This window comes from Streptomyces sp. NBC_01224 (assembly GCF_036002945.1).
Lineage (GTDB): Bacteria > Actinomycetota > Actinomycetes > Streptomycetales > Streptomycetaceae > Streptomyces.
In genome coordinates, this window is the sequence record NZ_CP108529.1 from 7,627,943 (window position 1) to 7,649,801 (window position 21,859).

General features: G+C 69.2%; 24 protein-coding genes and 3 pseudogenes. 13 read left to right on the top strand and 14 right to left on the bottom strand.

Going from position 1 to position 21,859, the window contains the following annotated elements; genetic code table 11:
• Nucleotides 1-15 precede the first annotated feature (15 nt).
• Both OG609_RS34385 and OG609_RS34390 read left to right on the top strand, forming a co-directional pair.
• Nucleotides 16-612 carry a hypothetical protein gene (locus OG609_RS34385; protein ID WP_327276393.1) on the top strand — a complete coding sequence of 199 codons (597 nt, stop codon included), beginning with the start codon at nucleotides 16-18 and terminating at the stop codon, nucleotides 610-612.
• A gap of 455 nt (nucleotides 613-1,067) precedes the next feature.
• A complete protein-coding gene (locus OG609_RS34390) occupies nucleotides 1,068-1,793 on the top strand; it encodes a DUF2625 domain-containing protein (protein WP_327276394.1) in 726 nt (241 codons plus the stop codon).
• Here OG609_RS34390 and OG609_RS34395 read toward each other — a convergent pair.
• The 3 genes and pseudogenes from OG609_RS34395 to OG609_RS34405 form a co-directional block, all read right to left on the bottom strand.
• Nucleotides 1,792-2,372, bottom strand: a pseudogene (locus OG609_RS34395) (ATP/GTP-binding protein); the annotation flags it as partial. The gene OG609_RS34390 and the pseudogene OG609_RS34395 sit on opposite strands and share 2 nt — an antisense overlap.
• Nucleotides 2,357-3,881 (bottom strand): annotated as a pseudogene (locus OG609_RS34400) (Mu transposase C-terminal domain-containing protein). The pseudogenes OG609_RS34395 and OG609_RS34400, both read right to left, overlap by 16 nt.
• A 525-nt stretch (nucleotides 3,882-4,406) precedes the next feature.
• Nucleotides 4,407-5,051 (bottom strand): TnsA-like heteromeric transposase endonuclease subunit, encoded by a 645-nt coding sequence (locus tag OG609_RS34405; protein WP_327276396.1) that lies wholly within the window; start codon nucleotides 5,049-5,051, stop codon nucleotides 4,407-4,409.
• Nucleotides 5,052-5,344: 293 nt separating this feature from the next.
• Here OG609_RS34405 and OG609_RS34410 point away from each other — a divergent pair, with 293 nt between their 5' ends.
• A complete protein-coding gene (locus tag OG609_RS34410; RefSeq protein ID WP_327276397.1) occupies nucleotides 5,345-5,971 on the top strand; it encodes a PadR family transcriptional regulator in 627 nt (208 codons plus the stop codon).
• A 68-nt stretch (nucleotides 5,972-6,039) separates the two neighbouring features.
• On the opposite strand, the gene OG609_RS34415 is transcribed toward OG609_RS34410, so the two are convergent.
• Both OG609_RS34415 and OG609_RS34420 read right to left on the bottom strand, forming a co-directional pair.
• Nucleotides 6,040-6,471, bottom strand: coding sequence for a type II toxin-antitoxin system Rv0910 family toxin (locus OG609_RS34415; protein ID WP_327276398.1), 432 nt, complete (start codon nucleotides 6,469-6,471; stop codon nucleotides 6,040-6,042).
• 61 nt (nucleotides 6,472-6,532) lie between these two features.
• A complete protein-coding gene (locus tag OG609_RS34420) occupies nucleotides 6,533-6,754 on the bottom strand; it encodes a hypothetical protein (RefSeq protein WP_327276399.1) in 222 nt (73 codons plus the stop codon).
• Nucleotides 6,755-7,008: 254 nt separating this feature from the next.
• On the opposite strand from OG609_RS34420, the gene OG609_RS34425 reads away from it, so the two are divergent.
• Nucleotides 7,009-7,578 (top strand): Clp protease N-terminal domain-containing protein, encoded by a 570-nt coding sequence (locus OG609_RS34425; protein WP_327276400.1) that lies wholly within the window; start codon nucleotides 7,009-7,011, stop codon nucleotides 7,576-7,578.
• 25 nt (nucleotides 7,579-7,603) lie between these two features.
• Here the strand turns inward: OG609_RS34425 and OG609_RS34430 are convergent, their stop codons facing one another.
• Nucleotides 7,604-8,170, bottom strand: coding sequence for a TetR/AcrR family transcriptional regulator (locus OG609_RS34430; RefSeq protein WP_327276401.1), 567 nt, complete (start codon nucleotides 8,168-8,170; stop codon nucleotides 7,604-7,606).
• An 87-nt stretch (nucleotides 8,171-8,257) separates the two neighbouring features.
• Between OG609_RS34430 and OG609_RS34435 the strand changes: the two genes are divergently transcribed.
• From OG609_RS34435 to OG609_RS34445, 3 genes are all read left to right on the top strand, one after another.
• A complete protein-coding gene (locus OG609_RS34435) occupies nucleotides 8,258-8,677 on the top strand; it encodes a nuclear transport factor 2 family protein (protein ID WP_327276402.1) in 420 nt (139 codons plus the stop codon).
• A 95-nt stretch (nucleotides 8,678-8,772) separates the two neighbouring features.
• The gene (locus OG609_RS34440; RefSeq protein WP_327276403.1) at nucleotides 8,773-9,801 is read left to right on the top strand and encodes an EamA family transporter; all 1,029 of its coding nucleotides are present in this window, start codon (nucleotides 8,773-8,775) and stop codon (nucleotides 9,799-9,801) included.
• Nucleotides 9,802-9,958: 157 nt separating this feature from the next.
• Entirely contained in the window at nucleotides 9,959-10,915 is a 957-nt protein-coding gene (locus tag OG609_RS34445; RefSeq protein WP_327276404.1) for a DMT family transporter, read from the top strand.
• 54 nt (nucleotides 10,916-10,969) lie between these two features.
• Here the strand turns inward: OG609_RS34445 and OG609_RS34450 are convergent, their stop codons facing one another.
• Nucleotides 10,970-11,665 (bottom strand): pyridoxamine 5'-phosphate oxidase family protein, encoded by a 696-nt coding sequence (locus tag OG609_RS34450; protein WP_327276405.1) that lies wholly within the window; start codon nucleotides 11,663-11,665, stop codon nucleotides 10,970-10,972.
• Between the two features lie 35 nt (nucleotides 11,666-11,700).
• Here OG609_RS34450 and OG609_RS34455 point away from each other — a divergent pair, with 35 nt between their 5' ends.
• Nucleotides 11,701-13,032: an aminotransferase class I/II-fold pyridoxal phosphate-dependent enzyme gene (locus OG609_RS34455; RefSeq protein WP_327276406.1), complete on the top strand. Its 1,332-nt coding sequence runs from the start codon at nucleotides 11,701-11,703 to the stop codon at nucleotides 13,030-13,032.
• Here the strand turns inward: OG609_RS34455 and OG609_RS34460 are convergent.
• On the bottom strand, nucleotides 13,023-14,033 hold the full coding sequence (locus OG609_RS34460) for a DMT family transporter (RefSeq protein WP_327276407.1): 1,011 nt from the start codon (nucleotides 14,031-14,033) through the stop codon (nucleotides 13,023-13,025). The genes OG609_RS34455 and OG609_RS34460 overlap by 10 nt on opposite strands.
• 74 nt (nucleotides 14,034-14,107) lie before the next feature.
• Between OG609_RS34460 and OG609_RS34465 the strand changes: the two genes are divergently transcribed.
• A complete protein-coding gene (locus OG609_RS34465) occupies nucleotides 14,108-15,022 on the top strand; it encodes a LysR family transcriptional regulator (RefSeq protein ID WP_327276408.1) in 915 nt (304 codons plus the stop codon).
• 16 nt (nucleotides 15,023-15,038) lie between these two features.
• Here OG609_RS34465 and OG609_RS34470 read toward each other — a convergent pair whose 3' ends face one another.
• A complete protein-coding gene (locus tag OG609_RS34470; protein ID WP_327276409.1) occupies nucleotides 15,039-15,515 on the bottom strand; it encodes a pyridoxamine 5'-phosphate oxidase family protein in 477 nt (158 codons plus the stop codon).
• A gap of 112 nt (nucleotides 15,516-15,627) precedes the next feature.
• On the opposite strand from OG609_RS34470, the gene OG609_RS34475 reads away from it, so the two are divergent.
• Nucleotides 15,628-16,275: a cysteine hydrolase gene (locus OG609_RS34475; RefSeq protein WP_327276410.1), complete on the top strand. Its 648-nt coding sequence runs from the start codon at nucleotides 15,628-15,630 to the stop codon at nucleotides 16,273-16,275.
• 24 nt (nucleotides 16,276-16,299) lie between these two features.
• On the opposite strand, the gene OG609_RS34480 is transcribed toward OG609_RS34475, so the two are convergent.
• Together OG609_RS34480 and OG609_RS34485 are read right to left on the bottom strand one after the other, a co-directional pair.
• Nucleotides 16,300-16,776, bottom strand: coding sequence for a Rieske (2Fe-2S) protein (locus tag OG609_RS34480; RefSeq protein WP_327276411.1), 477 nt, complete (start codon nucleotides 16,774-16,776; stop codon nucleotides 16,300-16,302).
• Nucleotides 16,777-16,848: 72 nt separating this feature from the next.
• On the bottom strand, nucleotides 16,849-17,253 hold the full coding sequence (locus tag OG609_RS34485) for an alpha/beta hydrolase family protein (protein ID WP_327278287.1): 405 nt from the start codon (nucleotides 17,251-17,253) through the stop codon (nucleotides 16,849-16,851).
• Nucleotides 17,254-17,580: 327 nt separating this feature from the next.
• Between OG609_RS34485 and OG609_RS34490 the strand changes: the two genes are divergently transcribed.
• The 3 genes and pseudogenes from OG609_RS34490 to OG609_RS34500 all read left to right on the top strand — a co-directional run.
• Nucleotides 17,581-17,961, top strand: coding sequence for a YunG family protein (locus OG609_RS34490; protein WP_327276412.1), 381 nt, complete (start codon nucleotides 17,581-17,583; stop codon nucleotides 17,959-17,961).
• 119 nt (nucleotides 17,962-18,080) lie between these two features.
• Complete coding sequence (locus OG609_RS34495; RefSeq protein ID WP_327276413.1) at nucleotides 18,081-18,428, top strand: hypothetical protein; 348 nt, start codon at nucleotides 18,081-18,083, stop codon at nucleotides 18,426-18,428.
• A 53-nt stretch (nucleotides 18,429-18,481) separates the two neighbouring features.
• A pseudogene (locus OG609_RS34500) lies at nucleotides 18,482-18,586 on the top strand (HipA family kinase); the annotation flags it as partial.
• 401 nt (nucleotides 18,587-18,987) lie between these two features.
• Here the strand turns inward: OG609_RS34500 and OG609_RS34505 are convergent.
• From OG609_RS34505 to OG609_RS34515, 3 genes are all read right to left on the bottom strand, one after another.
• Entirely contained in the window at nucleotides 18,988-20,415 is a 1,428-nt protein-coding gene (locus OG609_RS34505; protein ID WP_327276414.1) for an NF041680 family putative transposase, read from the bottom strand.
• 78 nt (nucleotides 20,416-20,493) lie between these two features.
• Nucleotides 20,494-20,832, bottom strand: coding sequence for a LysR family transcriptional regulator (locus OG609_RS34510; protein WP_327276415.1), 339 nt, complete (start codon nucleotides 20,830-20,832; stop codon nucleotides 20,494-20,496).
• 255 nt (nucleotides 20,833-21,087) lie between these two features.
• Entirely contained in the window at nucleotides 21,088-21,666 is a 579-nt protein-coding gene (locus OG609_RS34515; protein ID WP_327276416.1) for a Dps family protein, read from the bottom strand.
• Between the last annotated feature and the right edge of the window lie 193 nt (nucleotides 21,667-21,859).

Genomic DNA, 21,859 nt, shown 5'->3' on the forward strand with positions numbered 1-21,859 from the left:
TCGAGCGGTGAGCCCATGCAGTTACTTGGGTGGTTCGCACTTTCCGGCGGCCGCCTGGCTTACCTGTTCACGGCGGACTGCGAGGAGGGATTCGTCGCCGGGAGCTGGGAGCCGGACGCCGGGGAGAACGCGTTGCTGGTCCAGCCCGGCGGGCGCGTGCCCGACTTCGTGACCGTGCGCAGGCAGGCCCAGGGGCCGACGGAGGGTCCGGACCATGTTCCGGACCCGCCCGGCGCGGGTTGGCCGGGGGCTGTGATTCCTGTGGAGCGGCGGGAGGGGCCTGCCGCGCTGCCGTCGTTCGTCGGGCGGGTTCCGGACGGTGAGGGAAACGTGCGGGTGGTGTCTGCCTGGGAGCCCGGGGGAGGCCGGATCCCGGACATCACCGCGGCGGTGGACGCGGTGGCATCGCTGAGACGTGAGCGCGCTGAGACTCGCCTGCAGTTCTTCGGCGGTCCCGGCATCCCGCCGCGCTGGCTGCAGGAGGAGGAAGAAGACCCTGACGAGGGCTGGTCGCTCCTCGTGCAGCTCGCCGTGGACCGGCTGCCCTCGTTCTCGATGCGCTCCGGGATGGCCTTTGCTGTCTCTCGGCGTCGGGTAACCGGTTCGCGGTAGACGAGCCACAGACCGGTGCGTGCGGCTTCCCGGCAGCGGTCGCCCAGGTCGGTCTGCCCCAGGGCGCCCTCGTCGTCGGACTCGCCCATGACGATCTGCTGCAGGAGTTCCAGCACCAGGTCCCGGGCGTCGGCCGACAGTTCGTCGAGCAGGCCCGCCAGGAGGACGGAGACCGTCGGCAGCGCAGCGCTGTGCGACTGCCCCGTTCCCGGCGCGGTCCCGTCGGCAGCGGCCGGTGAAGATCCGGGCAGACAACGCGTACTACTCCGCCGAGTGCATAAGCCGGCTTCGCGGCCGGAACCTCTCACCCAAATGTCCTGTGACAGTGAACCTTGACCATTGTCAGCGAAGTTTGACCACGAGGTCGCTGCTGCCCAATCCATCGCCCCGGCCTCCAGGTCAGCGTGGTCCAGCCCGCTTGATGAGGCGATGAGGGAGGGTGCGACCATCCTCGGATGCGAGAGATCGACGAGTTGGTCAATGTGGATGATCCGGCGTGGCCGGAGCTTCGCGAGATGCTTTCGGCGGGCTCCGTGCCCGTTCAGGTGCTGCCTGCCGACGTTGACGAGGGTCGCCGATGCCTTCTGCAGATGCAGGTCACGGCGCGATCGGTGCTGGGTGCTCTGGCGTTGAATACCGGCGGACTGCTCGTGGACAACGGGTGGGTGCGAGTTTTCGGCGGGGGGTCAATCACGGGTGGGGGGCTCCCGAGTCTGGCGCAGGTCAACCGTTTCCCAGCGGACTTCGATCCGGTCTGGCATCCCGCGACAGGTCTCATCGTCGGCCACGACGTCGTCGGCGGAGTCTTCGCGCTGAACGGTGGCAATCCTGCGGCCATGGGCCGGCCTGGGGCACCTGGACAGATGACGTACTTCGCTCCCGACACTCTTGAGTGGGAAGCGATGGAAGTGGGCCACTCCGTGTGGGTCTCCTGGCTGCTCTCGGGGCAGTTGGAGACCTTCTATGACGGGCTGCGGTGGCCCGGCTGGCGTGAGGAAGCTGCAGCCCTCGCCCCCTCGCAGGGCATTTCTGTGTATCCGTTCCTGTGGTCCGAGGAGGCTCAGGCTGATCTGGCGGCCACGAGTCGGCGGCCTGTGCCGATGCGCGAGGTTGTCGGAGTTGCTGCGGATTTCGCCCGGCAGATGGGGCCGTCTGATCCTGGGTTCTTCGGCGACGTGTGACGTCGTCGACCAGCACCATGCCGGTGCGGGAGTCGGTGCAGACCCCGACGACGGCCTCGATGAGGCCGGTGATGTTCATCCGGGCCATCACTGGCAGGCCGAGGAACCGGGCGAACTCGGCTGCGATCATGCGGGGTGTCGCGGCGGGCGGGACGGTGATGTAGAGGACCGGGATGCGGTCCGCAGCGGTGGGGTGGCGGGCCTGGTCCAGCAGTTCGTGGGACCTGCCGAGCTGGGTGATCGCGATGGTCTTGCCGGTGCCGGTGCCGGTGCCGGCGGCGCCGGAGACGATCAGCCCTCGGCGGGCGCTGATCGCGTGCCGGTTCAGCAGGACCAGGCGCGGCCGCAGGTCACGGTGTGCCGGACGACGGAGGTGCGGACCACCAGCAGTCTCGCGTGATGGTCCAGGCGGGCCTCGTCGAACGCGGCCTGCCCGGCCTCACCGACGGCGTCGTATTCGTCGTCCGTGAGCCGGGGCGGCGGAGGCGGTGGCTCCTCGATGAAGCGGCGCCAGCCGTCCAGGTTGGTCAGGTGCCGCTCGGTCTCCTGGGGCTGGGGTGTCGTCATGGGCGCTTCCATGGGTCTTCGAGCGGGTCGAACAAGCCGAGCGGGATCACCTCGGCCAGCGTGTCCTCGGACTCTTCGGGAGTGTCCTCGCAGGAGGTGCCGGAGCCGGCGGAGGCCGGTGTGACGGGGCTGGCGGCCTTCGTGCGGGCGGCGACGCGGCGGTCGCGTTTGCTGGATTGGGGGCCGGTCTCGGTCTGCGGGCCGGTGTAGGCCCGGGTGAGCAGGGCGGCGACTGTGTCGGCGATCTCCGCCTCGGTGGCGCGGGGCAGTTGGTGGCTGACGTGGTCCCAGGCCAGGTCACCGAAGGGAACCGGGACCCGGTTGAGGTATTTCCAGGTGGCCTGGGACCCAGGTGTTGTCGCGGCGGTGGTCGCGTACCCAGATGCGGGAGACGTCGTAGGGGTCGCGGTGGACCTCTCAAAGGCCCCGTTTCGCCCTGATGCCGGAGTCCCGGCGGCGCATCCGCCCCAACTCGAGGCTGTCGTAGGTGCGGTTCTTGATCCGGATACCGTAGTCGTTGACCACCCGCCACTCGCCGGGCAGGAGTTCGACGTAGTCGTCGCCGCTGAGCGCGACTGGGACGTAGCCGCAGGCCTCGACCAGGGCGGCGTACTTCTCGTTCGGAGTGAACAGCCCGCCCGGATGAGCGGGGTCGCGCAGGCCGTCATGGGGGCGATTCTGCCAGTGCGCGGCGATCCACTCGCCCAGCAGATCCTGCAACTCCAGCAGCGACCAAAGACGTTCGCTCTCCAGGTGACGTCCGCGGTGGTCACTGTTGCGGCCGGTGTAGCCAGGCAGGAACTGGGCGAACAGCGTCGCCACCGAGCCCAGCATCTTCTCGATGTGCCCCTTCTCGAAAGGCGAGCCCTTGTGCGTCGGCTGGAACTCGATCTCCAGAAACCCGCAGGCCGAGCGGAAGTTGCGGGAGACGAACGCCTTGCCGTGGTCGCAGACGATCACCTCCGGGACGATCACCGGCCGTGCGGCGGCGTGCTCCAGCCGTTCGTCCAGGGCCAGAAGCCTGCGGTGCGGTAGCACCGAGCGGGACATCTTCAGCGCGTCCACCCAGCCCGGCCGCATGAGTTCGGGAGTGACGGTGCGGGCCAGTAGCACGCTGGCGTCGACCGACTTCGTGGTCGGCCGCAGCACCGCCGCGGTCACCGTCCTGGTCGCGATGTCGACCATCGCTGTGAGTTCGACCTTGCCGGCGACGCCGTTGTCCAGCCGGACCAGCACGTCCAGCGGGGTGGAGTCGATCTGCATGACCTCGCCGGGGGCGAACACCGGTAGTTCGGCATGGGGTCCTTGGGCTCCGTGGGCCCGGGACCGGCGGGTCGTGGCGGAGCCGGTGGTGTGAGTGCCCGCGGTCAGCTTCGCCCGCAGCCGGTAGAGCGTCCGCTGCGAGGGCAGCTTGACCTGCTGCCCCTCCGGCGATGCCTTGAGGATCTCGCTGGTCCGCCAGAGCAGGAACGTGCCCGTGCGAGTTGAGGCGTCCACGGCCTCGTCGATCGCCCGCCGCATCGCCTCGACCGCCGCATCGTCCACCTCGCCGAACTGTGGCTTCTTGCGGACAGGCCGGTGGTCAGCGAGGCCGACCACGCCGTGTTCCTGGTGGCGGCGTCGGTGGTGGGCGACCGTGCTGGGACTCACCCGGTGCCCGGCAGCGGACAGCTCGGCTGCCTTGGTCCGCTGACGGGCGGTCAGTGACCGGCCCGGCCCGTACTCGGGCCGTGGCGCTGTGCCCGGTTCGGCACCGGGCGGCAGGCCGTGCAGGACTTCCAGGATGTGCCCCTCCCACCACAGGGCCCTCTCCACCACCGCCTCCGGGAAGGTCTCCAGTAGTGAAGCCGGAGGCAGGGGCATCCGCATCGGGGTGTCCACGACCCCGAAGTCCTCGGCCTCGAACAACTCCAGCAACGGCACCACCAGGTAAGGCTGTTCGTCATCGCTCAACGTCACAGCCAGGGCGGACACCGCGAGAACCCCGCGAAGCTGCCCGTTGAATCGGACCCGATCTTCGATCCCGAGCTGGCCGCTTCAGCCCGCTCACGACGACCGCTTCCCAGTCCAGACCAGGCTGTCCGTCCCCAGGAGGGCGGACTCCAGGTCTGCGTTGAGTCGCCCGGACCACAGCAGATGGAACAGCACCGGAAGAACCTGCAGTCGGTCGCCGACTCGCGCGGCCCCGGTCCACAGCGGCAACGGCTCAGCGAATACATCGATCAGCGAGGACACCACCGCTGCGGGCCGCCCCGAGCGGCGGCGCCGGTATCGGGCCAGCCAGCGGGCGTTCGCCATGAACACCGGCTCCGGCGCATCCGCCCACTCGAACTCCCAGCCCACCGCCCCGCAGGCCTCGCGCGTGGCCTCGAAGGCCTCCTCCGTCCGCTCGTCCAGACGATCGGCGGACCGTACATCGACCACCCGAGCCCGACCGTCGGCGAGCCGTACGAAGTAATCAGGGGCGTGACGACGCACCTCCCGCCCGTCGTGCCAGTGCAGCCAGAACGGCTGCGAGGCGATTCCGACCACCTTCGGATCGTGATCCAGCAGGACCAGCCGGTCCCGCTCCAGCCACGACTCGTATCCCACATGATCAGCCGTCGTCGCGGCGTAGTACCAGCCCGGGAAGCTCTCGCCGCCCTTCGCCCAGCGGAACTGGCGAACCGGCTCGGCCGCCTCGAACCGCACGCTCCAGGCCTCTCCCAACGGCAGCCGACGGCGACCTGCAGGACCGTGAAACTCCAGCTCAAAGGTTGATAACGCGGAGTCGCCATAGAGACGAGCCGGTACCCCCACCCTTGCCCCCAACCGCCCCGGTCAAAGTTCGGTGTCAGGAACGTACCGGTGGTCAAAGTTCAGTGGAAATCGAACGAGATTCGCTGTCAGAGGACACCAAAGGCCGACCAGAGTGTTTGCCAAGCGACTGGTCTCGATATATCGTTGACGCATCGCGACAGATCAACGATGGAAGGAGCGTAGCGATGCGTTCACATGGACACGAGCATGAGCACGGGCACGGACATGGGCACTGCGGGCCCGGTCATCAAGGTCGGGGCGACTTCGAGGGGCGGCGGGCGGCCTTCGGGCAGTTCGGTCCGCCTTTCGGTGGCGGTCCCTTCGGGGGTGGCCCCTTCGGTGGCGGACGCGGCCGGGGCGGTGGCCGGGGAAGGGCGCGCCGCGGTGACGTACGTGCGTCGATCCTGGCGCTGCTGAAGGACCGGCCGATGCACGGGTACGAGATGATCCAGGAGATCGGCGAGCGCAGCGGCGGGGCCTGGCGGCCCAGTCCGGGCTCGGTCTATCCGACCCTCCAGCTGCTGGAGGACGAGGGCCTGATCGTCAGCGCGAGCGAGGGCGGCAAGAAGCTGTTCACGCTCACCGACACCGGCCGTACCGAGGCGGAGTCGGGCCCCGACGCGCCCTGGGAGGAAGTCGGGCGCGGAGTCGACTGGGAGAGCGTCAATGAAATCCGGCAGGCCGGTTTCGGTCTGATGGAGGCGTTCGGTCAGGTATGGAAGACCGGCTCGGCCGATCAGCGCCAGAAGGCGCTCACGGTCATCAATGAAGCCCGTAAGAAGCTCTACCTGATCCTCGCCGACGAGCACTGAGCCCGTGGGCGGGGTGCCGAGGGCCTCGCGGCCGAGCCGCGAGGCCCTTCCCGTCGCTCCGATGGCGGTCAGGCGGCGACGAGCCCGCCCAGTTTGCGCAGCGACTCGACGAGCGCGGCGGTTGCCGAGTCCTTGAGCTTGCCCGCCATCAGTGAGACCGCGGCGCCGGTGAACTCTCCGTCGATGCGTACCGTGGTCGCGTCCCCGTCGGGGGTCAGTGAGTAGCGCATGGCCAGGTTGACGCCCATCGGACCCTTGCCCTTGGTGGTCAGCAGGCGCGCGGTCTCCAGCTCCGCCACCGTCCAGGTCACCTCGGCGGGGAAGCCCATGAGCTTCATGTTCTCCTCGTAGGTGGCCGCGAGTTCGAGTGTTGTCGGGCCGCCCTTGGGGAAGCTGGTGTGGGTGGCGTTCCACTGGCCGTACGCGGTGAAGTCCGTCAGCTGGGCCCAGACCTTCTCGGCTGGTGCTTCGATGCGTGCTTCTGCACTGACTTCGGCCATGCGACCACCCCTTCTCGGCGGGTTACGGTGTCGCGGAACGTAGTCGCGGTGACGCGAACATTCAATACTGATGAACTGTCAGATCCGTGTGGTCCGTTCCCTTCGCTCCCGCCCGCCAGATCAGTGCGGCGTCGAACCGGTCGGAGGCGCGCGGGTGCGGGCCGTCGTCATGGCAGTGGAACGCGGCCCAGAAGAGATCGGCACGCAGGGCGTCCGCCGGTGCGTGGATCCGGTATACGTACTCCCGTCCGTCGAGCGCCGGTAGGGCGACCAGCCAGGACACGTCCGCGGACTCCCTTCCGGCTGCCGTATGGGTGGTTGGGTGGTGTGGCGTGTGGGACGTTACGAGGGAGGCCCCGGTTGCTCCGGGGGCGCGGTGCAAGGCGGCGCGCGCCGTTTTCCCGGATCGGATCCGGGAATGGCGAGATCTCATCCGTAAGGAGGAGGAACCGCTCGGGTGTGCCCAACTTGCGTGGGATGCCTAAATGGGTCCTTCCGGCGATGCTTCGGCGCGGTGGGGCTGATGGGGTAAGAGGTGTGCAAAACCGGACGCCGCGGATCCCTCAGCAGCCCGCACCGAACCGTGCTGAGTTCGACGCCAGACTCACTGTGGAGCTGGCCGCCGTGGTGACGGGTGCCCGAAGGCGCGCACTGCGCGACGGCGACCGGCAGATCGACACCGCGCATCTGCTGCACTCCCTCATCGAATCGGACCCCGAGGTGCGGGCGGCCTTCGAGGGCGGACCGCAATTGGCCAAGGTGCTCGGATATCTTGTCCAGCGCAGTATCGGATACGGGCTCCGCTGGCAGGGTGCGGTGGAGGACACCGGCGCTGTCCCGGTCGTCGAGGACCTGGATTCCGCGGTGCGGGACACGGGGGTGGAGGGTTGGTCGCCCTCGGCGGCTTCGGCGATGGCCGAAGCCCGCGAGCGGGCGGAGCTGCGCGGCGACGCACGGGCCGGAGGGCTCGATCTGCTGGCGGCGCTGGCCTCGGACCACGAGTGCCGGGCCGTCGAGGTGCTGCAGCGGGCCGGCGTCGATGCGGAGCAGCTCACGGCCCGGATCGTGGGGGCGTCCGGCCAGGGGTGGCGGGGAGCCGGGGGCTGACGGCACCTGACGTGCGGGCGTCGATTCAGCGTGGCGGTTCGGTCAGGGCCTTGAAAGCCGGGCGGAGCAGGGCGGCGATGCGGTCGGCGGGAGCGTCGCGAAGGGCGTCGAGGCCGAGTAGCTGGTGGCCGATGGTGACGCCGACCATGGTGGTGATGACCAGTGCGGCGCGCAGCTCGGCGTCCGCGACTTCCGGTAGTGCCGCGCCGATGCTGCCGATCTGCCGGTTGAGGCTCGCGCGGGCGTGATCGGCCGCGGCCGGATCGGTGAGCATGGAGCGCATCATCGCCAGCGTGCCGTCGGGGAGGCCGCCGAGCTTGAGGCCGAGCGTGGTGATCAGCTGATCCAGCAGCGCGTCGCCGTCGGCGTCGGTCGGCAGCGCGGGGGGCGCCTGTACGGCCTGGGTGAACAACTCGCGTTTCGACCCGAAGTACTGCATGACCAGAGCCGGATCGACGCCTGCCGCGGCTGCCACGGCACGGATGGTGGTGCGATCGAAGCCCCGCTCGGCGAACAGCTCGCGGGCGCTGTCGAGGATGCGCGCCTCGGTGGCTCGGCGGCGGTCGGCGCGGGAGACGGGAGGGACGGTCACGATTTAACTCTACAGCCGTTGACCGAAGCCTTTGCGGGCTCGTACGGTAATTGCGTCAACATTCGTTGAGTGAACGGAGTGAGTTCCGTGTCAGGTCGGCAGATACCCTCGGCCCGTACGCCCCGCGAGGTGCTGGGCCGCTATCACCAGTCCATGCTCGACAAGTCCGCGGACGACCTCGCGGACCTGTACGCCGCGGACGCGGTGCATGAGTTCCCGTTCTCCTCCCCCGGGTTTCCCTCCCGCTATGAGGGGCGCGAGGAGGTGCGCGCCGGATACCGGGCAGCCTGGGGCGCGAGCCCCGTCCGGGTGGAGGCCGTCAAGGACATGGAGATCCACGAGACCGCCGATCCGGAAGTGATCATTGGCGAGCACGTCGTGGTCGGCGCACTGCCGACCGGGACCTTCATCGTGCCCGGTGTGCTGATCGTCCGCGTCCATGACGGACTGATCACGCGGGTCCGTGACTACATGGACGGACTGGCTGTCGCCGGGCTGGGGAGCTGATGGCGAAAGCGGCGGTGGAGCCGAGCTTCTGACCGAGAGCGTGCGTCAGGGGTTACAGGGGTGACGCTACTGACCACAGCTGTCATGATGTGCCGATGCACGCGTCTCAGGGGAGAAGCGCCGGCCTGGGACTTGCCCTGGCCTCGGCGTTCGCATTCGGTGGTTCAGGGGTGGCGGCCAAGCCGCTGATCGAGGCAGGACTTGATCCGCTCCATGTGGTGTGGCTACGGGTGGCGGGCGCCGCCCTTGTCATGTTGCCCATCGCCTGGCGCCACCGGGTTCTCGTGCGCAGCCGGCCAATCCTGCTGCTGGGGTTCGGGCTGCTCGCCGTGGCGGGTGTGCAGGCCTTCTACTTCGCTGCGATCTCCCGTGTCCCGGTCGGTGTCGCTCTTCTCGTCGAGTATCTGGCGCCCGCGCTCGTCCTCGGGTGGGTCCGCTTCGTCCAGCGCCGGCCGGTCGCCCGGGGTGCCGCGGTCGGTGTGGTGCTCGCCGTCGGGGGACTCACCTGCGTGGTCGAGATCTGGTCGGGGCTGAGCTTCGACGTGGTCGGGCTGCTGCTCGCGCTCGGCGCCGCCTGCTGCCAGGTCGGCTACTTCGTCCTGTCGGACCAGGGCAGCGCGGGCAGCTCGGAAGGAGTCGAACCTCCGCATCCGGTCGGCGTCATCGCGTACGGGCTGCTGATCGGCACGGTCGTCCTCACCGTAGTCGCACGGCCCTGGGGCATGGACTGGTCGGTTCTGGGAGACAGCGCGGGCATGGACGGCACGGATGTACCCGCCTGGCTGCTGCTCGTCTGGATCGTGCTGATATCGACGGTGATCGCCTACGTCACCGGGGTGATCTCGGTGCGGCTGCTCTCACCCGCGGTGGCGGGCGTCGTCGCCTGCCTCGAGGCGGTCATCGCGACCGTGCTCGCCTGGGTGATGCTCGGCGAGCACCTGTCGGCGCCGCAGCTCATCGGCGGTTCCATGGTGCTGATCGGTGCCTTCATCGCTCAGTCGGCGACACCGAAGACGCCCTCCGGTCCCGTCGCATCCGGACGGGGCGAGGGGCGCACTGCGCGACCGGACGGAGGCCCTGCCGCTGCCGAGGGGGAGTTGTCCGCGGGTCGTACTGCGACGTAATGTGACGATCATGCATTCGACCGTACTTCCGCCGCCTGCCGCCTAGCGCGGGCGGCCACTCCTGACGAAGACCGGGCTCGGGCAGTTCCGAGCGGTACGTCGCTGCCCGTGTACGGAGCCGAGCGACCACCGTCCTGTCTTCATCTGGAGAAGTCACGTGTCGAACCCTGCTACCGGCCTGCCCGTCGGGCGGAGCCTCTTCTATCTGATCGTCGCCGGTATCGCCTGGGGCACTGCCGGGGCCGCCGCTTCGCTGATCTTCGAGGTCAGCGATCTGGGCCCGCTCGCCCTGTCGTTCTGGCGTTGCCTGGGCGGCCTCGTGCTACTGCTTGCCGCGCTGGCGCTACGGCCCCGACGCGTGGCCGTCCCCGCCGAACCGCGCCGCCGTCGGCTGCTGCGCGTCCTGGGGACCGGCGTCGGTCTCACCGTCTTCCAGAGCGCGTACTTCGCGGCCGTCGAGGCGACCGGCCTCGCGGTCGGGACCGTCGTCACCCTTGGAGCGGGCCCCGTGTTCATCGCGGTCGGTGCACGGCTGACCATGGGGGAGCGGCTGGGACGCGGCGGACTCACTGCGGTGGTGGGTGCGCTGGCAGGGCTCGCCGTACTGGTGCTCGGCGGCGACGGGGCCGCTGTGCGGCCCGCCGGGGTTGCCCTGGCACTGCTCTCCGCGGCCGGCTACGCGACGATCACCCTGCTGACCCGGTGGCTCGGTCGCGACGGCGGCGCCACCGACTCGCTCGCCACCAGCGCATGGGCATTCGGGATCGGAGCCGTCGGACTGCTGCCGATGGCTGCGACCGAGGGGCTCGTACCGCATACCGCTCAGGCCGCGCAGGTCGTGACGCTGCTGGGGTATGTGGCGGCGGTGCCGACCGCGCTCGCCTATGCGCTGTACTTCGCGGGCGCCGCGGCGGTACGTGCCGCGACGGTGTCCGTGATCATGCTGCTCGAACCGGTCAGCGCGGCGGTCATCGCCGTGGTGGTGCTCCGTGAACAGCTCACCGCGGCCACCGTCGCCGGGACACTGCTGCTCCTCATGGCCGTGGCGGGGCTGGCGTTCGCCGAGGCGCGCAGCGCCGCGCACGCCCGCCGCCGGGCGGCCGTACCGGCCTGACCGCCGGGGTGGCCGGGCCGTACCCGGCGGCGGGCTCGGCCACCCAGGGCGGGGTCAGAGCGCGGCGATGTAGTCCGGTACCCCGACGGCGGGATCGAGGTCGTGCGAGGGGAGCGGCGTCGCATAGCCGTGGGCGAGCGGGACGACGCCCGCCCAGTGGGGCAGCTCGAGGTCGCGGGGTTCGTCGTTGGGGTCGCCGGTGCGGATCTTGGCGGAGACCTCCTGGAGGTCCAGCCGGATGACCGCTGTCGCGGCCAGCTCCTTCTCGTCGGCGGGCCGCGAGTCCGCGGACCGGCCCGGCACCACATGGTCGACGATCGCGTCGAGGGCGGTCCGCCGCTCCTGCGGGTCGGTGACCGTCCGCGCGATGCCGTGGACCACCACGGAGCGGTAGTTGATCGAGTGGTGGAAGGCGGAACGGGCGAGCACCAGTCCGTCGACATGCGTCACCGTCAGGCAGACGGGCAGGCCGGGATCGGTCCGGCCGGCCTCCCGCAATGGCCGGGAGCCGGTCGAGCCGTGTACGTAGAGCCGCTCGCCGATCCGGCCGAAGAGCGTCGGCAGGACCACCGGTGAGCCGTCACGGACGAAGCCGAGATGGCAGACGTACGCCTCGTCGAGTATCGAGTGGACCAGTTCCCGGTCGTACGCCGCGCGATCGCGGGAACGGGTCGGGACGGTGCGCTCGGTCGGCTGGTATCCGGCCGCGGCGTCCGGGCCCGTGGTCTGCGGCGATGCGGTGTCCGGCATTGCGTACTCCATTGCACTAGTGCATAATCTTGTTTGTGCTAGGAGAGTATCGGATCGTCGGGCGGCGTGCAGCGGAAATTGCCGCCAGTGTGGAGCGCGGGGTCGGTTCGGGGGAGCTCGCGCCCGGACAAGTACTGCCGCCCATGCGGGAGTTGGCGGACCTGCTGGGGGTGAATCCCAATACGGTGGCGGCCGCCTACCGCACGCTCCGCGAGCGCGGGGTGATCGAGACGGCCGGGCGCCGGGGCAGCAGGGTGCGGCCGCGACCCGCGAGTACGGCGCGCGGTTCGCTCCGGGTCGAGGCGCCGCCCGGGGTGCGGGACCTGGGGGAGGGGAACCCCGATCCGGCGTTGCTGCCCGCGCTGGGGGAGGCATTCGCGGCGGCCGCGGGTGAGTATGCGCGGCGGCCCGGAATGTACGGACAGCCACCGGTGGACCCGGAGTTCGCCGCACTCGCCCGCGCCGCGCTGGATGCCGACACGGTGCCTGCCGGATCCGTCGTCGCGACCTCCGGATCGCTGGATGCGATCGAGCGTGTGCTGGTCGCGCATCTCAAGCCCGGTGACGCGGTGGCCATCGAGGACCCGGGGTGGGGCAGCTTGCTGGATCTCGTACCGGCGCTGGGGTTGCGCCCAGTGCCCGTCGCGCTCGACGACGAGGGACCGTTGCCCGATGCCGTCGAGCACGCGCTGAACGCCGGTGCCCGCGCCCTCGTGCTCACCGACCGTGCGCAGAATCCGACCGGGGCCGCGATCAGCGCCGGGCGCGCCTTCGAGCTGCGGGGCGTTCTTGCCGGATACCGCGGCGTTCTCCTGATCGAGGACGACCACGGGCACGCCATCGTCGATCTGCCGCTGTACCCGCTGGCGGGTGCCACGGACCGGTGGGCATTCGTGCGGTCCGTGGCCAAGGCGTACGGACCGGATCTGCGGGTCGCCGTGCTGACCGGCGACCCGGTCACCGTCGACCGGGTGTCGGGCCGGCAGCGGTTGGGCCCCGGCTGGGTCAGCAGACTGCTGCAACGGGCCGTGGTGCACCTGTGGTCCTCGGGCGCGGTCGATTCGGGCGAGGTGGCAGGGGCGTACGCAGAGCGGCGGGACGCGCTCGTGAAGGCGCTGAAGGAGCGGGGCGTGGAGGCGCACGGACGCAGCGGCATGAACGTGTGGGTACCGGTCAGCGACGAGACCGGTGCGGTGGCGCGGCTGTTGCACGCAGGCTGGGCGGTGGCGCCCGGGGCGCGGTTCCGGATGACTGCGCCCCAGGGGATCCGTCTCACCGTCTCACCGCTGACCGGGGCCGACATCGGGCCGTTGGCCGATGCGGTGGCGGCAGCGGCGGGACCGGCGAAACCGCTGAACTACGGCTGAGTCTCGGTCCTGGCCCTGCCGCTGCGGGCCCTGCTCTGGGTGAGAGCGGCACCTGCCAGGACCACGAGCGCGCCGACCGGAGTGTTCCAGCTCAGCTGCTCGCCGAGCACGACGACTCCGGCCGCGGTGGCGATCACCGGAATGAAGTAGGTCACCATCTGCGCGGTCGTCGGTCCGACCTCCGCCACCAGGCCGTACTGCATCAGCACCGCGAGGCCCGTGCCGAGCGCCCCCAGGGCGACCACGGCAAGTGTCGGGAGGAGCGGGAATCCATCGGGGGCCGATGTGAACAGCGGGGTCACCAGGGCGATCTGCACCGTGCCGAGAAAGAGCTGGCTGCCGGTCAGGGCGAGCGTGGACGAACTGCCGCCCGCCAGCGTCCTGCGGACGTAGATCCAGCCGACCGGATAGCTGAGGGATGCGAGCAGGGCCATGACCGTACCGCTGAAGTCCAGCCCGGAGAAGCCCTGCCAGGCGCCCAGCACGGTAAGTACACCGAGGAATCCGAGCCCGAGTCCGGCGACGCGGCGACGGGTCGGCCGGTCCTCGGAGAGTGCGACGAGCGAAAGCGCCATGCCCCACAGGGGCGAGGTCGCATTGCAGATTCCGGCCAGCGTCGACGGGATGCTCAGCTCGGCATACGCGAAGAGCGAGAACGGCAGTGCGTTCAGGAAGAACGCGGCGACGGCCAGGTGCCCCCACGTGCGGGCGCCGCGCGGCAGCCGCTCACGCCGTACCGCCATCGCGACGGCAAGCACCGCCGTGCCCGACAGGAGGCGGCCGAGAGTGACCTGGAACGGGGCGTATCCCTCGGTACCGACCTTGATCAGAAGGAAGCTGAAACCCCAGATGAGCGAGAGCGCCCCGAACCGGATCCGCCAGTCCAGCGCCCGGCGCGCGGCAGGCGCTGGGGCCGGAGCCGGAGCAGTCGCCCCGGCCGGTGGGGCAGGGGCGGAGGGCTTGGCGGGAGGAGTGGTTCTCTGTGTGGCAGGGGCGCTCATGGGGTCAACCATGACGAAAACAATCGCGTAGGACAAGTGAGATTTTGTGCGAGAATTCGCGTAGCATTGCTTACATGTTGAACTTGGAGCGCCTGCGTACCCTGGATGCCCTCGCCCGGCACGGTTCGGTCAGCGGTGCCGCCGAGGGGCTGCATGTCACCACATCGGCGGTCTCCCAGCAGATGTCGAAGCTGGAGCGGGAGGTGGGGCAGCAGCTCCTCGCCAAGAACGGCCGCGGGGTCCGGCTCACCGACGCCGGTCAGCTGCTCGCCGACCATGCGGCCCGGATCCTGTCCCAGGTCGAGCTGGCCCAGTCCGACATCGAGGCGCAGCGCGGTGAGGTGGTGGGCGAGATCCGGCTCTCCGCCTTTCCGACCGCGGCGCGCGGACTCTTCCCCGCGGCGCTGCTCGCGCTGCGCGCCGATCACCCCGAACTGCGCGTGCGAACGCGGGAATTGGAGCCCGAGGACGGAATCCGTGCGGTGATCAGGGGTGACGTCGACCTCGCGGTGGTGCTGGACTGGAGCAACAAGCGGCTGCCGGTGCCCGGCGGCCTGGCCAAGGCCGAACTCCTCGACGACGCACCGGACATCGCGATGCCGGCCGGTCATCGGCTCGCGGACCGGGTGGAGGTGGATCTGGAGGAGTTCGCCGACGACGATTGGGTGTCATGGCCGGAGGGCGAATTCTGCTACGACTGGCTGATGTTCACTCTGCGCTCGAAGGGTATTGAACCGCGCATCGCGCATCTGGCAGGCGAGCACCACACCCAACTCGCCCTGATCGCCGCAGGGATGGGGGTCTGTGTGGCGCCGAGGCTGGGCCGAGGGCCGGTGCCCGACGGGGTGCGGCTCGTGCCCGTACGGCAGAAGATGCGACGGCACGTCCATGCGGTGTGGCGTACCGACGCGGACCGGCGTCCGTCGATCAGGGCGGCGGTGGCGGCGCTGCGGATGGCCGGTCGGGAGCTGGATGCGCCGTCCTCGTAGGACGGGAAAGGTGTCCTCAGGTCGCGGACGGTCCTGCGAGCTTCCGGAAGTCCCAGGAGGTGATGGAATCAGGAGTGAGCCGCAGCCAGGCGTGCCGGCCGTCGTGCGGCATGGTGTCCATCCCGAAGTACTTCGCCGCGAACAGCCGTTCCGGCACGTCGAGTTCGGGGCACGGTTCGCCGGTACGGGGTGCCTCGCCCACAGGGACGGCCGCGCCGGAAAGTTCGATGCCGCGCAGATCCGCGTACTCCACCCCGTCGTCCACGACCACCGCGATCCTGGGGTCGTTGCGCAGCTGGGACCAGCGCAGGCTGCGGGTGATCGAGTACAGCCAGATCGAGGTGCCGTCCCAGGCGAACCAGAGGGCGCCGGCATGCGGGCGGCCGTCCGCGGACACGGTGGCGACCCGGCAGGTGCGCTGCTCGGCGAGATAGGTGTCCCGTTCCGCGTCCGTCATCATGATCCGGCGGCCCCGTCGCTGAATGGCGGACATGGGACGCTCCCTCCCGATAGCTGACTCTGTGTCAGAGATCATGGGGCCTCTTCCCTCATCACGCAATGGCGGTTAACCTCGCGCGCCCGATCCGCCGCCGAAAGGGGCAGCCGTGCCGTCGAAGGAACAGCTCGCCGAGCAGCTCGATCCGGCCACCACCGTGCTTCTGACGGTCGAATGCCAGCAAGGCGTAGTGGGCCCGGGCAGCGCGCTGCCCGAACTGGCCGAGGAGGTCAGGTCCTCCGGCGCCCTTCACCGCGTCGCCCGACTGGTCGCGGCCGCCCACGAGGCCGGGGTCCAGGTACTGCACGCGGTGGCCGAACGCCGTCCCGACGGGCGGGGTGCCAACAACAACGCCCGCCTCTTCCGGGCCGCCGGCCGGTTGCCCGTACAACAGCACTCGGGCACCACGGCGGTACGGATCGCCGCGCCCATCGAGGTGGCGGACGAGGACCTCGTCGTGCGCAGACTGCATGGCCTTTCGCCCATCGCCGGCACGGATGTGGACGCACTGCTCCGCAACCTCGGCTGCCGGACGCTCGTCGTCACCGGGGTCTCAGCCAATGTCGCCATCCCCAACGCCGTGTTCGACGCGGTGAATCTCGGATATACGTCGGTGGTGCCGTCCGACGCCATCGCGGGGGTGCCGGCCGACTACACCCCCGCGATGATCCGCAACACACTCGCCCTCATCGCCACCATCACGACCACCGATGACGTACTCGGTTGCTGGCGGAGCCGAGGGCGGGCCAGGGCCTGACCGGCGAATCGGGCCGGACCGGCCCTAGGACACGAGCGTGATCGAGTCGCCCTTGACCTTGATCGGCCGGGCGGGCAGCGGCCGGGTGGCCGGACCTGCCTCCACACTGCCCGTCGCCACATCGAACTTGCTGCCGTGACAAGGACAGTTGATGGTGCCGCCCGACACGCTCGACACCGCGCATCCCTGGTGGGTGCACTTCGACGAGAACGCCTTGAACTCGCCGGCCTTGGGCTGTGTCACCACGACGCCCCGGTCGGCGAAGATCTTTCCGCCGCCCTTCGGAATGTCGGCGGTCTTTGCCAGAGCGACTCCGCCGCCCTCTGATCCGCCATGGACCGGCTCGACTGATCCGCCATGGACCGGCTCGACCGGATCCGAACCGCCCGAGTCCTTCTGGTTGCCGCACGCGGTGAGTACGGCAGCCGCCGAGACGGCCCCGACCGCTGCGACAATGGTCCGACGCCCGGGACGGACCTCGTGGTCCTGCGATGCGCTCATGCTGACTTTCCCTTCCGCAATGTTCATGACTTCGGTGTCCGACCAGGGGTACGCGCAGCGGAACGCCCGCGTTCAACGCCCCAGGGACTTCTTGAGGAAGCCCCGCTCCAGCAGCAACAGACTGCTGACCGTCTCCTCCCGGGTGACCGGATGGCCGGACCGGGACCACGGCAGAACCGCGCGCGACCGGCCCGTGACCGGCAGCGCGACGGAGAACCGCAGCATGTGGACGACGGCCACATGGTCATCGGCAAGTCCGTGCATCAGCATGAGCGGGCGTGTCGGCCCGGCTGCCTCCGAGTGCAGTGAACTGCGGTCGTAGTTCTCCGGAAGTACATCCGGGTGGCCGAGAAACCGTTCCTCCCAATGGGTGTCGTAGAGCCGTCGGTCGGTCGGCGCACCACCGGCGACCGCCGCGTGGAAGACCTCCGCGTCCCCCGGCCGGTGCCACGACGGCAGACAGGGCCTGCTGCGCAGCTCACGTCACCGTCCTCGTACCACAGGAGCCGGCTGATTTGTCCCGTACCGGACATGGCTCGTACGAGGGGCACCCGGGCGCCGTCCGGTGAGACGGTGAGCTGTCGCGGCACTCCGAGCGAGAAGCGGAAGGTGCGGGCGAGCAGCCGGGGGAATCGCCGGGTGTTGTCGAGCGCGTCGTCAGCCGTGGAGTCGAATGGGGGAGCAATGGAGACTACGACAGGCGGAATCCGGACCGACCGGCGCTTCCCCGGCAGGGGCGGGGCCGGCTGCGGGGAAGCCACGCATCGCGCGTGATTGTCAGAGGCGTCTGCAAGGCTGAGCGGTATGACACTGAGGAACTTCAACGACCTTGAGCGGGCCATTCGCGGCGGTTGGGGCGCGGACACGACGACGCCGGATCACCGTCCGAACTGGACCCCGGACAATCCGGCGCGCGACCAGTGCGGTGTCACCGCCCTGGTGGTGCACGACCTGTTGGGTGGTGAGCTGGTCCGCGGTGAGGTTCATGTCAGTGGCGAGCGAGTGGACTACCACTGGTGGAACCGTCTGGGCATGGGGATCGAAGTCGATCTCACCCGTGAGCAGTTCGGCCCTGATGAGACAGTCGTCGGCGGAGTTGTGATCGAACGGCCTGCGGAGATCGTGCGGCTCCGTGAGGAGTATGAGCTTCTCCGCAGCCGAGTAGTGGCGGAGCTGTGCTCGTAGGCGATACGTCTCCGGGGTTTCCCGCGCGGTGACGATGCGGGGTCAGCGAGCTGTCGCGTCGTTCGCGCGGAAGACCGGTTCTCCCTCGCGCACCGGGCGAAGAGGAGGGCCCGGTCCAGTTGCTCCTCTTCCTCCTCGTTGCTGAACACCTCGTCCACCAAAAGTTCGCGCGGCTGCTCCCGTACGCCGTCGCCGTAACCCTGCTGGTAGTCGTTCAGATCGAAGTGGGTGTCCGCCTCCACCGCGGCGATCGTGCAGTGCCCGTCCTCGATGACCAGCCGGGCGCGGATGGTGCCCGTCTGGAGAGTCTGGTCGTTGTAGTAGCCGTAGACGACCTCGGCCTCGATGTCGCCGCAGACGGACATCTCGCCGTCGGTGTGCACCGCGCGGGCTGTCACGTCACCGCCGACGGCGAAGACGGAGTCGGGGCTCCCCGGGGTCGGTACCGGGTCTCACGGGAGGGCTGAGGCTTCGGCCGGACCGCTGATCGTGCGGTCCGAGCGCCGGATAGCCTGGGAAAATGCTCACCGAAGTCACCGCGACCCGCTACGTCACGCCCTTGCGGGAGGGCGGATCGCTGCCCGGAATCGCCGAAGCCGACGACCTGGGCACCTACGTCATGAAGGTGTCTACCACGTCGCGCTGACCTGGAGCGATGCAGCTTCAGCCGCCTCTGACCAGCGCAGATGAATCTTTCAGGGTCTTTCAGGGGCGTGCCGTCTCATGTAGTCGATTCTCCCCAGACGGTCCCCATCAGCGCTGATCCTCCCCAGATTCTCCCCAAGGAGGGCCGCCGTGACGGACGGCGGAAGACGAAACTTGGCGCTGTCGCAGGCACGCTGAGTGACTGTAGTGGGCGCTCAGCCGGCATCCCAGGGGTGATCTCGGCTCCAAGATCTCCGCCCTGTGTGTACCCGTCCCTTCGAAGGTGCTGCGTCCGGCCACTGATAGCGAGACGGCTGTCCGCCCTGGGCCGTGACCGGTCCCACCTGGCACAGGTTGCCCGAAGGGGTTTTAGCTTGGCGTTTATGCAGCTCTCCTGTTTGTGATGGCTGCCGCGAGGTTTGGTTTGTCCTGTTTCCCGACGGGGTGCTCCCGTGCGCGGTGCTTGTTCTTCACCCCAATTGGCCGGCCGGGGCCTGCGGTGCTGGGTTTCGGTGCGCTGGCCGGCTGAGGCGTTTTCCCGTGGAGGCGGCGAAATCCTCGACGGACGCGCGCGGGTGTGAGGCGCCCTTGGCGGGCGGGCCGCTCCCAGGGATTGCGGAGGTCTTCTGCGAGGGGCCGGGCAAGGCGGAGTTGGGTGTGGGCTGCAATGACGAGCCAGGTCCAGCGGTCGGCGGCGGCCGGCTCGCGGAGTTTGGGAGCGGTCCACCCCAACGTCTGCTTGAACATCCTGAAGGTGTGCTCAAGGTCGAATCTGCGCAGGAATGCCTGCCAGAGCCGGTCCACATCCCCAGCAGTCGCGGCGGTGGCCGACCACCACAGCCAGACCGGCCTGGGGCTGCGGTCTCCACGGAGGTGGTCGACCTGAAGACGGATGACGGTGCCTTCGATGACCGGCAGGTCTCCTTCGGGGTGGTTGGCCCAGGCCGAGCGCCGGACCAGTAGTGGGTGCAGTCGATCCCAGGCAGTGGCGACGGCCTTCCCGTAGTGGGTGGTGTCGGTCACCGTGGTGACCGACGGGATCGGCTGAGTGGCCGCAACCTCGAACGCGAACTCCGCCCCGCGCTTGGGCTTGCGCCCGCGTTTGCCCGCCGGCTGTGGCGGGGGCGGGAAGTACAGGACGCGGTCCGAACGCATCCGGCCCAGCAGTTCCACGGGCAGGTCCGCGAGCAGGAAAGCCAGACGGGTCACGTCATAGTCGGCATCGACGACGACCAGGACGGGCGGGTCACCGATCTGCCACTGCCCTGTCACGTACAGCCGCTGGAACACGTCCCGGACCTGGGCTGCGGTGACGGCGATCGCGTCGTCCCACGGACACAGCCGGACCACGTCCAGCATGGCAGTCCACGACGTCCGCCCCGGTTCCAGAGCGGCAATGAAGGAGTAGGGCCACCCGGGGATCATCTGGGCCGAGCCCCTGCCCCGACCGTATGTATGGCAAAACAGCCGATCCGGGCTGGTATTCGCATCAGGCCGCAACCAGTTGCTGACATCGACCGCCAGGACCAACCGCCCCTCCGCCGTCCGGGGAAGCGGCAGACCCGCCAGCGCCCGGCGCAGCCGTGCCACATCCAGATGCCCGAGGTTCAGCCCGCCGTACAACGCACCATGTCCACGCTGATGCTCAGGCGCCAGGGACAGCTCGACCAACGTCCTCACTGGGCCGTCCGCACACAGCAAGGCGTCACTCAGCTCGAACAAGGCGTCGGGCCTCTTGGTCAGGCAGGCATAGAACTCCGTCCGGAAGCCCGACAGTTCGGCAAACGCATCCCGCTGCAGCAGACTCATTGTTCCGGCCTTCGTGCTGGTCAAGTGCCTCTGTGACGGAGCACAGGATCAGGCGAAGGCCGCTCTCGCGTCAGGCACTCAGCCGAAAGCGACACCAAGTTCGACGCTACGTTCGACCGCGGACGATAAACGCCAAGCTAAGGCGTCCATGTGGTCTAGGGCGAGGCGCCCGGGTGCTCCGCCCACAGCTCGGCCAGGGCGTGGTGGAGATTTGCCCAGCCCCTGCATCGTGCCGACCGTCACCCGCCCACGCAGACTCCCCCGTATGGTGTTGACCGCCGCACGTGCCAGTTCGGCGGCGTGGAGCGTCGTGCGGCCGGCGGGGACGAACGCCTCGCCGGCCGGTGTCAGGGCGACGCGGTGCGTCGTGCGGTCGAACAAGGGAGTGTCAAGCTCACGTTCGAGGGCCCGGACCATGCTGGACAGGCGGACCGGACCACGTGCGGCCGCCTTGCCGCCGCCGTGAACCCGCCCGCATCCGCCACCGCGACGACGACCTTCATCTGCCGCAGATCCATCATCCGCTCCCGGTCGAACAGCACTCCCTCCAATACAGAGACGACGATGTACGATCCTTGCTGCGTCGTATGCGGACGATGTCGTCGTCCGGGCCGACTCATGTTCCTTCAGACACGTGCTCCGGCACCTTCGGACGCGGGCCGGCGGGATCCTTCAGGCGCGGACGAGCGGGGTGTCGACCAGATGCTCGGCCAGGAACCAGGTCTGCCGTTCCCCGGTCCTGATCACCTGTGAGACCAGGAGATCGTTGGTGCCGTCGTCACCCAGCTCCCCGGTCCGGGCGGCGGCGTCGTGGGCCTCGACGAGGATGGTCTCGTGGGCTTCCAGCAGCCGTGACAGCATCGCCGGTACTTCCTCCACTCCGTCCGGAGGCCGCGGTATCGATGTGATCTCCGCGACGTGCCTGGGGTCGCCCACCGCGACGCCGCCCAGGGACTGGACGCGTTCGGCGATGGTATCGACGAGTTCGAGCTGTTCCCCCGCGTGCTTGTCCAGGACCAGGTGCAGTTGGTAGAAGGTCGCGCCGCGCATCAGCCAGTGGTGCTTTTTGTAGAGGCCGTAGAGGATCTGAGTGTCCGCCAGGACCTTGTTCAGGCGCTGGCAGGAGTACATCCGCGCCTCGTAGGACAGGCCGATCGGGAACTGCTTGACGGTGCCGAACTCCTGGATCACCTCGCCCCTCTGGTGCAGCCACGGCTGGCTGCTGCTCACGGGCTTGGTACTGGTGGTCATGGTTCGCCTCCTGTGGTGCCTTGCTGTGCGTACCCGAGTGACGCTAGGTGCCCGACGCAGGGCGCATTGACCGGGAACGCATGCGGTGGTGTCCGCCAGTGCACAGTGCGCGGCGTCCCGTGCCGAGCGTTCGCTTTCGGGCAAGCCCCCGTGCGCTGTCGGGCACGGGCCTTCGACCGGCCGATCTAGCCTC